The sequence below is a fragment of the Streptomyces sp. NPDC046870 genome (assembly GCF_040704595.1).
GTDB classification, from domain to species: domain Bacteria; phylum Actinomycetota; class Actinomycetes; order Streptomycetales; family Streptomycetaceae; genus Streptomyces; species Streptomyces argyrophylli.
This window is the reverse complement of sequence record NZ_JBEYXM010000010.1, coordinates 135,766-149,685: the sequence shown is the minus strand read 5'-3', so window position 1 is coordinate 149,685 and position 13,920 is coordinate 135,766. Positions and strand designations below refer to the sequence as shown.

13 protein-coding genes are annotated in these 13,920 nt (G+C 71.5%); 7 read left to right on the top strand and 6 right to left on the bottom strand.

The window, feature by feature from the left end:
* Window positions 1-1,251 carry an alpha-L-fucosidase gene (locus AB0946_RS22700; protein ID WP_366762448.1) on the top strand — a complete coding sequence of 417 codons (1,251 nt, stop codon included), beginning with the start codon at window positions 1-3 and terminating at the stop codon, window positions 1,249-1,251.
* Between the two features lie 39 nt (window positions 1,252-1,290).
* Here AB0946_RS22700 and AB0946_RS22695 read toward each other — a convergent pair whose 3' ends face one another.
* Window positions 1,291-1,977, bottom strand: coding sequence for an SDR family oxidoreductase (locus AB0946_RS22695; RefSeq protein WP_366762447.1), 687 nt, complete (start codon window positions 1,975-1,977; stop codon window positions 1,291-1,293).
* Window positions 1,978-2,335: 358 nt separating this feature from the next.
* Here AB0946_RS22695 and AB0946_RS22690 point away from each other — a divergent pair, with 358 nt between their 5' ends.
* A complete protein-coding gene (locus tag AB0946_RS22690) occupies window positions 2,336-2,560 on the top strand; it encodes a hypothetical protein (protein ID WP_366762446.1) in 225 nt (74 codons plus the stop codon).
* Between the two features lie 44 nt (window positions 2,561-2,604).
* Here AB0946_RS22690 and AB0946_RS22685 read toward each other — a convergent pair whose 3' ends face one another.
* Entirely contained in the window at window positions 2,605-3,630 is a 1,026-nt protein-coding gene (locus AB0946_RS22685) for a C4-dicarboxylate transporter (RefSeq protein ID WP_366762445.1), read from the bottom strand.
* A gap of 331 nt (window positions 3,631-3,961) precedes the next feature.
* Between AB0946_RS22685 and AB0946_RS22680 the strand changes: the two genes are divergently transcribed.
* Complete coding sequence (locus AB0946_RS22680; RefSeq protein ID WP_366762444.1) at window positions 3,962-5,101, top strand: L-dopachrome tautomerase-related protein; 1,140 nt, start codon at window positions 3,962-3,964, stop codon at window positions 5,099-5,101.
* A 63-nt stretch (window positions 5,102-5,164) separates the two neighbouring features.
* On the top strand, window positions 5,165-5,773 hold the full coding sequence (locus AB0946_RS22675; protein WP_366762443.1) for an ester cyclase: 609 nt from the start codon (window positions 5,165-5,167) through the stop codon (window positions 5,771-5,773).
* 205 nt (window positions 5,774-5,978) lie between these two features.
* On the opposite strand, the gene AB0946_RS22670 is transcribed toward AB0946_RS22675, so the two are convergent.
* From AB0946_RS22670 to AB0946_RS22660, 3 genes are all read right to left on the bottom strand, one after another.
* Complete coding sequence (locus AB0946_RS22670; RefSeq protein WP_366762558.1) at window positions 5,979-6,887, bottom strand: DMT family transporter; 909 nt, start codon at window positions 6,885-6,887, stop codon at window positions 5,979-5,981.
* Between the two features lie 229 nt (window positions 6,888-7,116).
* Complete coding sequence (locus AB0946_RS22665; protein WP_366762442.1) at window positions 7,117-8,301, bottom strand: pyridoxal phosphate-dependent aminotransferase; 1,185 nt, start codon at window positions 8,299-8,301, stop codon at window positions 7,117-7,119.
* 606 nt (window positions 8,302-8,907) lie between these two features.
* Window positions 8,908-9,849, bottom strand: coding sequence for a ScbA/BarX family gamma-butyrolactone biosynthesis protein (locus tag AB0946_RS22660; protein ID WP_366762441.1), 942 nt, complete (start codon window positions 9,847-9,849; stop codon window positions 8,908-8,910).
* A gap of 115 nt (window positions 9,850-9,964) precedes the next feature.
* On the opposite strand from AB0946_RS22660, the gene AB0946_RS22655 reads away from it, so the two are divergent.
* Window positions 9,965-10,609 (top strand): ScbR family autoregulator-binding transcription factor, encoded by a 645-nt coding sequence (locus AB0946_RS22655; protein ID WP_366762557.1) that lies wholly within the window; start codon window positions 9,965-9,967, stop codon window positions 10,607-10,609.
* A gap of 178 nt (window positions 10,610-10,787) precedes the next feature.
* Window positions 10,788-11,540, top strand: a complete 753-nt coding sequence (locus tag AB0946_RS22650; RefSeq protein ID WP_366762440.1) for an SDR family oxidoreductase — start codon at window positions 10,788-10,790, stop codon at window positions 11,538-11,540.
* Between the two features lie 83 nt (window positions 11,541-11,623).
* Here the strand turns inward: AB0946_RS22650 and AB0946_RS22645 are convergent, their stop codons facing one another.
* A complete protein-coding gene (locus tag AB0946_RS22645) occupies window positions 11,624-12,808 on the bottom strand; it encodes a transposase (RefSeq protein ID WP_366762439.1) in 1,185 nt (394 codons plus the stop codon).
* Between the two features lie 358 nt (window positions 12,809-13,166).
* Between AB0946_RS22645 and AB0946_RS22640 the strand changes: the two genes are divergently transcribed.
* A complete protein-coding gene (locus AB0946_RS22640; RefSeq protein ID WP_366762438.1) occupies window positions 13,167-13,745 on the top strand; it encodes a ScbR family autoregulator-binding transcription factor in 579 nt (192 codons plus the stop codon).
* The last annotated feature ends 175 nt before the right edge of the window (window positions 13,746-13,920 follow it).

Sequence of the window (13,920 nt, the reverse complement as noted above, 5' to 3'; positions counted from 1 at the left end):
ATGGCGATGCAACCCTGGTTCACCGACGCCAAGTTGGGAATCTTCGTGCACTGGGGCATCTACGCCGTCGACGGGGTCCAGGAGTCCTGGTCCTTCTACGACGACATCGTGCCGCACGACCGGTACATGTCCCAGCTGGAGCGCTTCACCGGCGCCCGCTACGACCCCCGGGCGTGGGCGGACCTGTTCGCCCGCGCGGGCGCCGGGTACGCCGTCCTGACCAGCCGCCACCACGACGGCGTCGCCCTGTGGGACACGGCGTACGGCGACCTCGGCCTCGGCAGGGACTACGTCGGCCCGTACGCCGACGCGCTGCGCGAAAGGGGCCTGAAGGTCGGCCTGTACTACTCGCACTCCGACTGGAACCACCCCGACTACGCCAGCACCCGCAAGCCGGGCCGCCCGCCGGAGCTGGAGGACAACCGCTACTCGGAAGTGGCCGCCGAGGACGAGGACCTGGACGCCTGGGAGCGGTTCATCGCCTACCGGGACGGCCAGGTACGGGAGCTGGCCTCCCGCTACCGGCCGGACCTGATGTGGTTCGACGGCGAGTGGGAGCGCAGCGAGGAGCAGTGGCGCATCCCCGAACTGGCCGCGCTCATCCGCTCCTACGTCCCGCACGTCGTCTTCAACGCACGCATGCTCGGCGAGGGCGACTACGCCACCCCCGAACAGGGCGCCCCCGTCGTACCCCCGGACGGCCCCTGGGAACTGTGCCTGACGATCAACGACTCGTGGGGCTACCAGCACCACGACCACAACCACAAGTCACTCGCCCAGCTGATCCGCTACTTCACCGAGACCATCGGCGGCGGCGGCAACCTGCTGCTCGACGTCGGTCCCATGGAGGACGGCACCATCCCGCGGCCGCAGGTCGAGCGGCTGGAAGGGCTGGGGGAGTGGATCCGCAGACACGCGGAGGCGGTGTACGGCACCGTGCGCGGCCTGCCGGCCGGGCACCACTACGGTCCCAGCACCCTCTCTCCCGACCGGCGCACCCTCTACCTCACCGTGTTCGACGCCCCGCGCGCCGAGATCGGCGTCCGGGGCCTGGTCACCAAGGTCAACAGGGTCACCGTCCTCGGCACCGGTACCGAACTGGGCCACCGGGTGATCGGCGGACTCCACGAGGCGGTCGGGGTGCTGTGGATCGACCCGCCGGCCGAGTCCGACCTCGACCCGCACGCCACCGTCCTCGCCGTCGAACTGGACGGCGAACTGGAGCTGTACCGGGGGGCGGGCCGATTCTGACCCGGGTGCCGCTTCCCGGTCGGCGCCGCACGGGACCCCTCACCGTTCGACCGGTTGTGACAGGGCGCTCTTGACCTGCCGGGTCCGCTCGTCGGTGAGGACCTCGGCCCGGTCGTGCGCCAGCGCGTCCATGGTCTGCTCGGCGACGTCCTCCACACTGATCTTCGACGCGTCCGTGAAGGAGCTGAGGCCGGTCTCCACGAAACCGGCGTGGACCCCGATCACGAGGGTCCCCTGCTCGCGCAGGCCCTCCCGCAGCGCGCCCGTCAAGGACCACTGGGCCGCTTTGGAGGCCGCGTACCCGGGATAGTCCGGCCGGGAGGCCCATGACGCGGCCGACAGCATGTTGACCAGTGCGCCGCCGCCGTTGCGGGCCAGAACCGGGGCGAAGGCACGGGAGACGGCCCAGGTGCCGAAGTAGTTGATCTCCATCGCCTCGCGCGCGCCGTCGAAGGAGCCCGTCAGCAGCTTGGTGTCGAAACCTCCGACGCCCGCGTTGTTGATCACGATGGTGACGTCGTCGGCGGCCTCTGCCGCCGCGGCGACCTCCTCCGGCGCGGTGACGTCCAGACGCAGCGCGATCAGGTCCTCGTCGCTCACGCTCGCCGGATCGCGGACACCGGCGTAGACCTTCGCCGCTCCCCGTGCGATCAGCGCGCGGGCGAACGCGTGGCCGATGCCGCGGTTCGCCCCGGTCACCAGGGCGGCCGATCCTTCGATCTCCATCACACTTCCTTCCCGCTGCCGCCCGCCGACCGCAGCCGGCACCCGGCGAGGGGTCCGCTTCTCTCCACCACCAGCGTGCATCGAACGCCGTACCGCCGCACGTGCGACAGCGCCCGGCCCGCGGGCCCGCCGTCACCGTCCCCAACCGGCCACATCGCCGCCGGCCGACGCCGGGAGGCCTTGCAGACCTGGGGACCCCGTCCGGCCGTCCGGGCCGACGACCTGGCCGGACGGCACGCACCGGGCCGAGCTCACCGAAAAGGTTGAAGCCTCATCCCCGGGGTCGGACAACTCTCCGGCCGTTGTGCACCGGTGACGGTCGCTCGGCCTGGCCGCACCCGCCTTCGCGGGAAGCGAGGTGCCCCCGCCTGCCGCCCCGGCTTGCGTGGCGATGTACGAGAGCTGGCGCTACACCACCGCCGCCAACGACTGCGACGACACCGTCAGCGTCTTCGTGACCTACCAGGACGGGGCGACCGGCTACTGCGCCACCCTCCCCCCGGGCGCCGTCACCACGGTCGGAGAGGGCTACCTGGGCCGGCACGGCCATCCGGACCACCTGGCAACGTGCCGGCCGGACTGAAGTGGTGCGCTCGCCCAGGCCCGTCGGACACCCGGTGCCGCGCTTCAGCAGGCCGCCGTCGCCGGGTGCGCAGTGCGACCGGTGTGGTGACGGCGCGTCCGGTGGAAGGGGACCAGGGCCAGGGAGCGGACGGCGACGGCTCCGACGACACCGGTGGCGACGGCGACCACGGCCCAGCCCAGCGGGGTGCTCCACGGCGCCGCGGTGAGGGACAGCAGCCGTATCCCGTAGGTCGCACTCGCAGCGGTGGTGAAGGTGAGGGCCCAGAAACCGAGGCCGAAGGGGAGCCGCAGGTAGTCCCTCACCAGGACGAGCTGGGGCAGGAGCAGGGCGGCCATCGTGCCGAGCAGGATCTCGTGCACCGTTCCGGGCCGGCCCCCGGTGATCACCCACCAGGCGTTGCCCGCGACGGCGGGCGGCGCCGAGAAGATCGCCAGGGTCGGCAGCAGCGGCCGCGGGAGTGCGGGGCCGGTCGCGAAGCGGGCCAGCAGCAGGCTCCCCGTCAGCAGCCAGAACAGGATGCCTGCGGCGAACAACACCTTCGCCGCACCGGGGTGACCGATCGTCGCGACGGACTGGGCCGAGATCAGGGACGCCGCGACCGTGGGCAGCAGATGACCGCCGTGCAGCGTCGCCGGGTCGCGCGGCACGGTCAGCAGCCTGGCGACGAACCAGGCGCCGAAGCCGGCGCCGAGGGCCACCACGACCCACACCAGCCCGCTCCCCACCAGGGGGAACGACACGGCAAGCCGGGCCGACATCAGTGAGGCGGCGGCGGGCACGAGGGCGGCGAACGGGCCGAGAACGGGATGGCGCAGATCGTCGGCGACCTCGTGGGGTCCGAGTCCGGCCGCGGCGTAGCGCAGCACGGTGACCAGCCACGCGGTCGCGGCCACCAGCCAGAGGGCGGTCCCGATCAACCGCGGTGCCCCGAGGCCGGCTGCGGCCGTCCAGGTCCCCGCCAGCCCGGACAGGCCGAAGGAGATGCCGAAGGCGTTGAGCGGGAGCCTGGCCCGGGCGCGGCGCGCGGCGCCGGCGGACCGGTCCGGACGGACGGTGGATGCGGACATCGGGACTCCAGTGGTAAGGGCGGTTGACGTCCTGTTTCCGAGGACGCCCCGATCTTGCGCTCGCGATGCCACATGAGTCCAAGGAATGGTTTTCATCGTTCCGATAGGCGTGGCGCATGAAGTGTCCGCAGTGACGGCCGCCATGCACGCAATCTATGGAGCCGAGCACATCCAGTCATTGGATTCATCTTGCCCGCGGTACCAGGCTGATGCGGAACGCAACCCGAGGTGACCTTCTTCGCGAAGGCCCCAGCACAGTTGGGAGCCAGTCCTGATGCGTACCCCCCATCCCGCTTCGACGACGGGCCCGGACCGGCGTACGGTGCTTGCCGTGCCACTCGCCGTGGGCGCGGCCCTGGCGGTCGGCACCGGACGGGCGGAGGCCGCCCCGCGGCCGGGCGGCGGTGCGCCGCAAGCGCACCCGCACGCGCCGCGGTTGGAGACGGTGGCCACGTTCGACGGCGCGATGCCGACCGGTGTCACGGTCTCGCGAGGCGGCCGTGTCTTCGTGAACTTCCCCCGGTGGGGCGACGAGGTGCCGTTCACCGTGGCGGAGATCCGGCACGGCAAGCCCGTCGCCTACCCGGACCGGGAGATCAACACCCCTGACACGGCCGCCCCGGAGCGGCACTTCCTGGGCGTGCAGAGCGTCGTCGTGGACGCCGCCGACCGGCTGTGGGTGGTCGACACCGGCCGAGTGGAGTGGGCCGACGCCCCCTACGGCGGGCCCAAGCTGGTGGCCGTCGACCTGGCCACCGACACGGTGGTGCGCACCATCGTCCTCCCCGCGTCGGTGGCCGGTCCGCGCAGCTTCGTCAACGACGTGCGCTTCGACCTGGTCCACGGCTGCGCCTATCTCACCGACGCCACACCGGACGGCCCGAACGGGCTGATCGTCGTGAACCTGGCCACGGGCGAGTCGTGGCGGCACCTGGACGACGCCCCGTCGACGCTGCCGGAGCCGGGTTTCGTGCCGACGGTCGACGGCCGGCCCCTGCTCGACCGCCCGGACGGCACGTCCGCGGGGACACCCATCGGCATCGGCGTGGACGGCATCGCGCTGAGCCCCGACGGTGAGTGGCTGTACTACTGCCCGCTGTCCAGCCGGCGGCTGTACGCGGTGCGCACCCGCGACCTCACCCGTCCCCGGAAGACCGCCATCGAGGTGCACGACCTGGGGGTGAAGGGGATGTCCGACGGCCTGGAGACCGACCGCGCGGGGCGCGTGTACGCGGGTGACATCGAGCGCAAGGCCATCGTCCGCCGCGACACCGACGGCACCTACCACACGCTGGTGCGGGACGAGCGGCTCAGCTGGCCCGACACGTTCTCCGTCGGCTACGACCACAAGCTCTACGTCGTCGCCAATCAGCTCAACCGCCAGGCCGCCTACAACGGGGGCACCGACCTCCGCCGCAAGCCGTACGTGCTCTACCGCCTGCCCATCGGCAGCGGACCGGCGCGCCGCTGACCCGAACCGGCTCAGGCCGGGCAACCCCTTGCGCAACCGATCGACCGAGAGGCAGATACCCGCATGTCCCGCAAGCTCACTCGTGCCGCGGTGGCCGTTGTCGCCGCCGCCGCCGTCGCGACCGGCACCGCGCTGGCCGCACAGCCGTCCGTCGCCAAGGACCAGCAGCGGACCGGCTCCCACGCCTGGCCCTGGAAGCTGGTCGACGGCTCGCCCGACCTGGTGAGGCCGACGGCACTGACGGTGGACCGCTCGATCGGCGAGCGCCGGGCGGCGCTGGAGGTACGTCTCGCGCAGCAGCTGTACACCTTCTGGAACACGGGCGAGAAGAAGTACCTCGACGCGTCGGTCAGCCCGGACTTCGTGGACAACACCCTGCCGCCCGGCCGGCCTCAGGGGCCCGAAGGCCCGGTGTCCGCGTCCCGGAACTTCCGCGCCGCCGTGCCCGATCTGACGTGCGAACTGGCAGACCTGCTGATCACCGGTGACAAGATCACCGCTCGTCTCGTCTTCAGGGGCCACTTCACCGGCACCTTCGACGGCATCCAGGGCAAGGGGCAGAAGGTGGACTTCAACGCCATCGACATCCAGCACGCCGGCGAGCGGCGGATCGTCGAGGACTGGCACATCGAGGACAACCAGACCCTGCTGTCCCAGCTCGGCGTCGGCTGACCGACTGACTGACGGGCGCGGTACCGGACCGACCGTGCCCTTCCCGGCAGGGGCGCCGACGGGCATCGCGTCGGGGGGAGGGCGGGCCGCACATGCGGGCCACGGAACCGGTTCCACGCCCCTCCCAGGCGCGCCGGTCCCGCGGTGCCTGCCTCGTCGGCAGGAGATGTGGCCCGGTGTGCCCTTAGGTCCGGCACGCCGGCCGTCACATGATCGCCGCGGGGCGCTGGCCCACCTCCTGATGCCCGTCCCGCTCGTCCAGATTGACGCACTTGGCGAGGCACCGGGTGCGGGAGAGTGTGAAGACGCCGTACGCCAAGAGCGCCAGACCGGCGAGGGCCGGTACGAGCCACAGTCCGTGCCGGGGCGACTCCGCGTACAACGTCACACCCAGAGCGAAGCTGACCGCGGCGTCACCCAGGGTCAGGGCCGGCTGGGAGGCGATGAGCGGCCCGCCCTGCATGGCGTACCCGAGCAACACGATGGAGAGCGATCCCGCGACGGCGAAGCCGTACGTCTGCCAGGCGAGGAGGAAACCGGCCGCGCCGTCCCGGGACAGGACGTCCATGGCGGACTTCACCAGGGCCGCCGTGAGCGCGTTGCCGATGGCTGCCGCGGCCGCCAGGCAGGCGGCCCTGGCCAGACCGGGCGGCCGGCGCAGACCGATCACGGCCAGCGCCGCCTCCACCGCGCCGACGACGGCGATCGTCGGTGGCCACCACAGGCCGGGCACCTGGTCGCGTCCGCCCGTGGGGGAGGCCGAGAACAGGAAGACCGCCAGCCCCGCGAAGATGCAGAGCACGCTCCACCACGCCTTGCCGGACACCTGCACCCGGAAGACGAAGCTGCCGAACAGCAGGGCCATCGGCAGCTCCAGGATGAAGACGGGCTGCACCGCCGCCAGTGATCCGGCGCTCAGGGCCAGTGCCTGGAAGAGGGCCGAGAGGGTCACTCCGAGAATGCCGCCGAGCCACGCCGGTCTGTGTAGCAGACCGGCGAGGAGCCGGAGGGGTGACCGTGAGACGGGAACGCCGCCGGCGGCACGCCGCTGCAGGACGGTTCCCCACGCGTTGCTGCCCGCGGCCAGCACGGCAAAGACGATCGCCAGCATCATGTCCGGTGGCACCGCTTCCCATCGTCGTGCGCGTGCGGTGAGGACGGAGCGTCGCCGCACGGCCGACCAGCGAGGTGTTCTGCTCCCTGGCGAGAAAACACCCCGACAAGTCTAGTCCCGGCCGTCGCGCTCGAACCGCTCTCCGTCGCCGCCGCCCGGTCGGGTCCGGCGGAGCCGGTGCGTCGCCTTCAAAGCGGCGCCCGAGCCCGAGCCCGCCCGTCCGGACACGTCATCCGAGCGTGGCCACCAGCGTGCCGAGGCGGGCGAGCCCCTCACGCAGTTCGTCCGCCGCCGCGGCGCAGGAAAGCCGGACATGGGTGTCGGCCGTGCGGACGCCGAAGTCCCTGCCGGGGGTCAGGGCGACGTGTGCCTCGCGCAGGGCCCGTTCGCAGAACTCCCAGGAGGTTAGCCCGGTGCTGCTGACGTCGAAGTACACGTAGAACGCGCCGTCGGGGCGCACGGGCACCGGCAGGCCGATGCCTTCCAGGCCCTCGACGGCAAGGGCGCGGCGCCGGACGAACTCCTCGCGGCGCGCCTCGCAGACCGCGAGCGACTCGCGGGTGAAACAGGCCAGCGCGGCCTGCTGGGCGGGCGCCGACGCGCACAGGAAGTAGTTCTGGGCGAGGCGCTCCATCACGGGTACGCACGCCTCGGGGAGGACGCACCAGCCGAGCCGCCAGCCGGTCATGCCGAAGTACTTCGAGAAACTGTTGACGACCACGGCGTCGGGGTCGGACGCCAGCACGCTCGCCGGCGGCTGGCCGTGCTCGTCATGGTCGCCCAGGTCGAGGTAGATCTCGTCGACCAGACGCCACGCGCCGCGCTCGCGGGCCGTGGCGCAGATCGCGGCGAGCTCGGCGGACGGCACGGACGTACCGGTCGGGTTGGACGGTGTGGCGACCATGACTCCGCGGGTCCGGTCCGTCCACTGCGACCGCACGGACGCGGCGTCCAGTTGGAAGCGGCCGGCGGCGGTGGTGGGCACGAGGACGGCCCGGGCGCCGAAGCTCTCCATGATCTGGCGGTTGCAGGGGTACGACGGGTCCGCGATGAGGACCTCATCCCCGGGGTCGACGAGGGCGGCGGCTGCGAGGACCAGGGCGGCGGAGGCACCGGCGGTCACCACGATCCGGCCGGGATCGACCTGCACGCCGTGCGCGTCCCGGTAGAAGCCGGCGATGGCCTGCCGCAACGCGGGCAGGCCGAGGGCGGGCGTGTACGGCAGGGGCCTCCCGTCCATGGCCTCCCGCATGGCCGCCAGGACGGCCGGGGGCGCACCGAAGTCGGGTTCGCCGAGGCTGAGCTTGACGACATGGTGCCCTTGGGCCTCCAGCGCGGCGGCGTGCTTGCCGAACTCCATGGCGTAGAAGGGCGCGACGGCTCGCGCGCGGCGCGAGATGCGCGGGGTGTCCATTACGTCTGCCTCCGGCATGAGAGCGGGCCCCGCGTCCCCGGTGGACTGGACGGCCGGGAGCCCCTGTGTGGTGGTGCCCGCGGCGGCGAGGACGGCGCTTGCCTCACCCCGGACCGGCCCGATGGTGGTCGTCCAGCATATGCGCGGCCGCACCGGTGACGGGCGGAGCCCTCGGTCGGCCGCCGGCGACGAAGCCCCCGCCTCGTTGAACGCCTCGGTCGGGCTGCGGCGGGTGCAGACGGTGCCGCCCGGCCCGGGCCACCGTGTTGATCAACTCTTGGGAGTCGACGCCGCCCAGGAGGAGGTGACCGACCCCGGCTCGGAGATCGTGAGCGCTGGCCTCGATCATGTTCGCGGCAATGTGGCTGTACCGCATCCGTCGTGCTGCCACGGTCGCTGACTTCCCCCGACCCCCGCTCCCGAGCGGTACGACCAGGAGCCGGAGGCCGGCCCCCGGGAGGTGATCGGCCGCATGGTCTGCGCGCCTTGCGGGCGGCCTGCTCGGAGGTCGAGACCCTCGACCTCACAGCCGAGCCGCTGCGCCACCTGCGCGGGGCACCGCCGCGCCGCCCCCCGCCCGCCATCGCGACCGCCGGCGATCCGACGTCACGCCAGGGCGAGGTCCGGGCGGAGCAGGGCGGACCGGAGCTGGACGGTGACGCTGGACGTGAACGCCTCGTGGCCGTCCTGCATGCCGGTGACGTCGACGGTGTCGGGGCTGCCGTCGGCGGTACTGCGGCGTGTCGTGGTGATGAGGCAGGGCTTGTCGAGTTCGACGTAGCGCAGGAACGTGGTGTCGAAGCGGGTGGGCACGGCACGCAGCGGATGGACGGTGGCGATGGCGGCCTGGCCGCACGCCTCCAGCAGCACCATGCCGGGCACGTGGTCGTGCGGATGGTCGAACAGCACCGGGTGGGTCGTGTCGACCCGCAGCAGCCAGGAGCGGGGAACCCGGGTGGCGGTGAGGACGACGTCGCCGGGTCGGCGGTTTCCCGTCAGGATGGGTGCCGGTGCGGACAGCGGGAGCGCACGCGACGTGGCCGTACAAGGGTCGGCGTAGGGGCCGCGCAGTCGGTCGTAGATCGCTGGGGGGTGCGCGCTGTAGGTCACGTGGGCTGATCCGAGGTGGTGACCGTCGCGGGTCGCCTCGACGGACGCGGTGAGGCGGACGGACCCCCGCTTGCGTGGGGTGACGTGCGAATGAGTGACCGTCAGGCGTATGTCCGGGTCGCCTTCCTCGGTGTACAGCCGGCTCGCCGCCACCGCTAAGTTGAAGGTCTGCCAGCCCATGCGGCTGGACAGGGGGACTCCGAAGGCCGTCCTGGAGATGAGCGCCAGGGCCTGCCTGATGCTCTCGGTGAGGATGTGAGGGGCGTAGCCGCTCGGGTCGGAGGTGTAGTAGCGGTGGATTCGGGGCCATTGGGCGGTGACGACGTGCGTGTCGTCGGTCTTCGCGGCCAGTGCGCGGACGAGCACCTCGCTCACGTCTGTCTTGCCGACGTAGCGGTGCAGGTCAGGCGGTAGGGAAGCCATGCTGCTGTGAGACATGTGATCCTTTCCGGAACATCATCGTTCGAGCCGCGTCTCCGCCGGGAAACATTCGAAGATAAAAATAGATACGGTTATGTTTCTTGTCGAGAGGGTGACTGGAGACGTGGGACAGATGACGGGTAGAAGGTCGGCGCCGCAGCAGGCGAGGGCGCAGCGCACGCGCGCCGAACTCCTGCGGGCGGCGGCCGAGATCTTCGCCGAGCAGGGCTTCTTCGCGACGACCCTGACGAAGATCACGGATCGTGCCGGAGTGACGCTGGGGGCGATGTACTTCCATTTCCGGAACAAGGAGGAACTCGCGCGGGAAATCGTTCAGCTACAACCGGAACGGCTACGGCCGGTCCTTGACGATCTGGAGTCGGAGGGACTCCAGTTCTCCGTCGACGTCACGCTCAGCTGGGCTCACCAGATGGTGGACGACGTCTTTCTGCTGGCGGGCGCGCGCCTGGTGATGGACCAGGAGTTCTTCATGAACGGCGAACAGAACTCGCATCAGCAGTGGACGAGGGTGCTGGTGGAGAGCCTCCGGGAGGCCCAACGCCGGCGTGAGGTGCGGGCGGCCGCGGAGGTCGAGGCAGTGGCGCGGTTGATCGTCAACGCCTGCACGGGCGCGCAGATGCACGCGCATCTGGAGACGGAACGCCAGGACCTGCCACTGCGCGTGCGCGACATGTGGCGGTGCCTGCTTCCCGCCATCGCCACGCCGTCCGCGGCAGGCAAGGTGGCGATGGGCGAAGAGCGCTACCTGTCCCGTTAGCCGCCGTGGCGCGCGATCCGGGAGTGAGTCCGGAGGCAGCGATCGCTTCGAACGTCTCGAACCCGGTCAACTCAACGGCGGATCGGTGTAGTTGGGAGCGGACGACGGTGGTCTCGTGCCACTGTGTGCGAAGTGGTGTCGCTGTCGGTTCTTCCACGCTCACTTCACGGGGGGTCGCGTGCTCGCGGGAAAGACGATCATGATTTCGGGTGCTTCCAGCGGTATCGGGGCGGCAGCCGCTCGCCTCTTCGCGCGCAAGGGAGCCCAGCTCGTGCTGATGGCGCGCCGGGCGGAGTCGCTGCGCGAACTGGCCGAGGAACTCACCGCTGACGGAGCGCGGGCTCGTGCTGTCGTTGGGGACGTGACGTCGGTGGAGGACGTCAGGCGCGCCGTCGACGAGGCCGTCCGGCACTTCGGCCGTCTCGACGCCGCGTTCAACAACGCCGGCTGGGGCACGGCGGGCCCCGCCCTGCACGAGGTTCCCGACGCCATGTACGACCAGATCATGGACGTCAACGTCCGTGGGGTCTTCAACTGTCTGCGCGAGCAGATACCGGTCATGCTCCGGCAGGGGGAGGGCGGGGCGATCGTCAACACCTCCTCGACGGCGGGACAGCTGGCCACCGGCGCGGTGGCGCCCTACGTCGCGGCCAAGCACGCGGTGATCGGTCTGACGAAGGCGGCGGCGGCGGACTACGGGGGCCAGGGAATCCGCGTCAACGCGCTGGTCGTCGGGAGTACCAGGACACCGCTGATGGAGGCCGCAATGCGCGTGATGCCGTCGGAGGAGACCGCCTACACGCGGGCGATCCAGCGGCGACTCGCCCTCCCGGAGGAGGTGGCCGAGGCCGCCGCGTGGCTGTGCAGCGATCAGGCTTCGTTCGTGACGGGGGCCGCGATGGCCGTGGACGGCGGGGTCGGCGCGGTCTGACCGACCGCCCTCGGCGACGTACGCCGTCCAGCGCGGCGCTGCCGGTGCCTGAGCTGCCGCGCTCCAGCACGCGAAGCGGACGCTCAGGCCGGTACGCCGCGCAGCGCCCGGCCGGAACGCAGGGGAGTGCCTGCCAGCCGCCGGTAGGCGTGAGCCGCCGACATCAGCGTCATGAAGTGGTGCCAGCCCGGGTAGGAGCGGCCCTCGAAGTCCAGCAGCCCGAAGTCCTCCTCCAGCTCACGGACGCATTCGGCCGCGGGGACGAGGTGCTCGGTGAGCAGGCGCAGGTCGCTCAGGCGGCGGCGAACCATGTTGGTCAGCCAGATCCGCTCGGGCCGATGCGGGTCGGTGAACAGACGCAGGACGCCCTGCCGCCACGCGCCCCCGGTGGGGAGGGGCAGCCGGGCCAGGCAGGTCAGTCCGCGTCCTGCGCGCTGTCCGTGCCGCAGGGCGCTGCGGGCGTGGAGGACGGTGCTGGCGGAAGGGGACAGCATCAGCGTGCGCCGGCCGTCCGAGGAGGGCAGCTGTGCCAGTCCCGTGGCGGACGGGTCGATGACCATGACGGGCAAGGCGGGCGGCACGGCGATCACGAACTCGTTGCGCTGGCGCAGCAGTGCACAGGCCAGGTCGGCCGTCGGCTTCGCGCCGCTCATGTCGGCCACGAGCGGGGCCGGTGTCACACCGTGGCACCGCCTGAGCCTGTCCGCCATCTCCAAGGCGTCGGCCCACGGGGGTAATGACCGGGCGTCGCCGGGAATCCGTGCCCGCCGGCGCAGCTGGGGGTGCATCCAGCGTTCGGGGAGGTGCAGACGCCAGTCCACGGGTACCGCCGTCGTGCCGTCCGACATGAAGAGCCCGACGGACATCTGGCCGTTGACGTGCTGGCCGAGATGGGGCACGAAGCGCCGATGCACACCGCAGGAGTGATCGCCCCGCTTCGCGGCGACCGTCGTGGAGACGGTCCACGCACGAGGGGACAGGCGTGCGTCGCTCCAGCGCGCCAGCTCGCCCCGCACCGGCTCCCACTCCCAGGGGCTGGAGTTGACGAACTGCTGAAGCGACTGGAACGCCGTCGGGGACTCCGTGGAGGCCGCGGCCAGGCGCCGGACGGTCTTCTTGCCCGGGACCGTCAGAAGACCCTGGAGGTAGGCGTGGCCCCAGCGCCTCTGGTCCGCGCGCTGCAGGTGGGCGAACACGGTGTCCGTGAAGGCGGACAGGTGGTCGGCGGCGCCGCGCCGGCCGACCGGGGGCGGGTAGAGCAAGGACATGACACGACCCCTTCTCTCTGGACCACATAGAATAATTGAGTCAACTATGTTTTTGGCGAGTCGGGAATCGGACATTGCGCTGCGGGGCAAACCGCGAGAGTGGAAGGCCACGGCGGCGCGCGCGAGCCGAAACAGGCCATCTCGGCCGAGCGTGTGGGGAAGTTGGACTTGTGGCAACGGCCAGGTGACCGCGAGGCTTGGTGTTCCGTTGCAAGATCGTTCAAGGGGATGCGGGATGCCAGCCGCTGACCGCGTCGCCGCAGTGGTGAGTCCGGTCGGCAGCCCTCGCGCAGCCCTGGGGGAGGCCCGCGCACGCGACCGTGGCTGCCAGACAACCAGATAGCGTCCCGGAGCACAGATGCAGGAAAGAGCAGCGCGTACACGGCGGGCGTTGGTGCAGGCGGCCGCGTCGGAGTTCGACCGCTACGGCTACGCCGGCACCTCCCTGGTGCAAGTGTGCAAGACGGCAGGCATCACCACCGGTGCTCTCACCTTCCACTTCCGCAGCAAGAGCGAACTGGCCGACGCCGTCCAGGCGGAAGGGTGCACGGCCATCCGGCGCGTCGTCGAGCACTTCGCCAGGGGGCACAGCCCCGCCCTCGAGCGACTGGTCGAGCTCACCCTCTCGCTGGCCCGGCTCCTGGAGGACGAGACGGCTGTACGGTCCGCGGCGCGGCTGACCCGGGAGCGGCCTGCCAACGACCTCGGCTGGGCGTCCTGCTGGCTGCCGGCCGTGGGGGAACTGGCGTACCGAGCCCAGCGCACGGGTCAGCTGCGTGCCGGCACCCAGCCCGCGGCGGTGGCCCACCTCGCGGCCTACCTCCTGGTCGGAGCCGAGATGCGCGTACGGACCTCGCTGCAGGCCGCCCGCGAACCGGACGCGGTGAAGCAGCTGGAGCAGATGTGGAACCTCGCCCTGCGCGGCATCATGCCGTGAGGCGCTAGCCGTGAGCCGGCCCTGATCCCGGCCCCGGCCGTCTTCGGCCTCTCCCGAAGCCTGTCGCCCACAACGCTCCAGCCGCTCGGGGCACACCGCCGAGTCCGGGCATCGGCGGACGGCCGGCCCGGGCCGGGCGACGGGGCGGAATCCCCGCGCGAGCACTCGCCGGTGC

Bases quoted from the DNA above. Each gene is read 5' to 3' on its own strand.
- AB0946_RS22700 (WP_366762448.1), top strand. From the start codon at position 1: ATGGCGATGCAACCCTGGTTCACCGACGCCAAGTTGGGAATCTTCGTG.
- AB0946_RS22695 (WP_366762447.1), bottom strand. From the start codon at position 1,977: ATGGAGATCGAAGGATCGGCCGCCCTGGTGACCGGGGCGAACCGCGGC.
- AB0946_RS22685 (WP_366762445.1), bottom strand. From the start codon at position 3,630: ATGTCCGCATCCACCGTCCGTCCGGACCGGTCCGCCGGCGCCGCGCGC.
- AB0946_RS22675 (WP_366762443.1), top strand. From the start codon at position 5,165: ATGTCCCGCAAGCTCACTCGTGCCGCGGTGGCCGTTGTCGCCGCCGCC.
- AB0946_RS22670 (WP_366762558.1), bottom strand. From the start codon at position 6,887: ATGATGCTGGCGATCGTCTTTGCCGTGCTGGCCGCGGGCAGCAACGCG.
- AB0946_RS22665 (WP_366762442.1), bottom strand. From the start codon at position 8,301: ATGGACACCCCGCGCATCTCGCGCCGCGCGCGAGCCGTCGCGCCCTTC.
- AB0946_RS22660 (WP_366762441.1), bottom strand. From the start codon at position 9,849: ATGTCTCACAGCAGCATGGCTTCCCTACCGCCTGACCTGCACCGCTAC.
- AB0946_RS22655 (WP_366762557.1), top strand. From the start codon at position 9,965: ATGACGGGTAGAAGGTCGGCGCCGCAGCAGGCGAGGGCGCAGCGCACG.
- AB0946_RS22645 (WP_366762439.1), bottom strand. From the start codon at position 12,808: ATGTCCTTGCTCTACCCGCCCCCGGTCGGCCGGCGCGGCGCCGCCGAC.
- AB0946_RS22640 (WP_366762438.1), top strand. From the start codon at position 13,167: ATGCAGGAAAGAGCAGCGCGTACACGGCGGGCGTTGGTGCAGGCGGCC.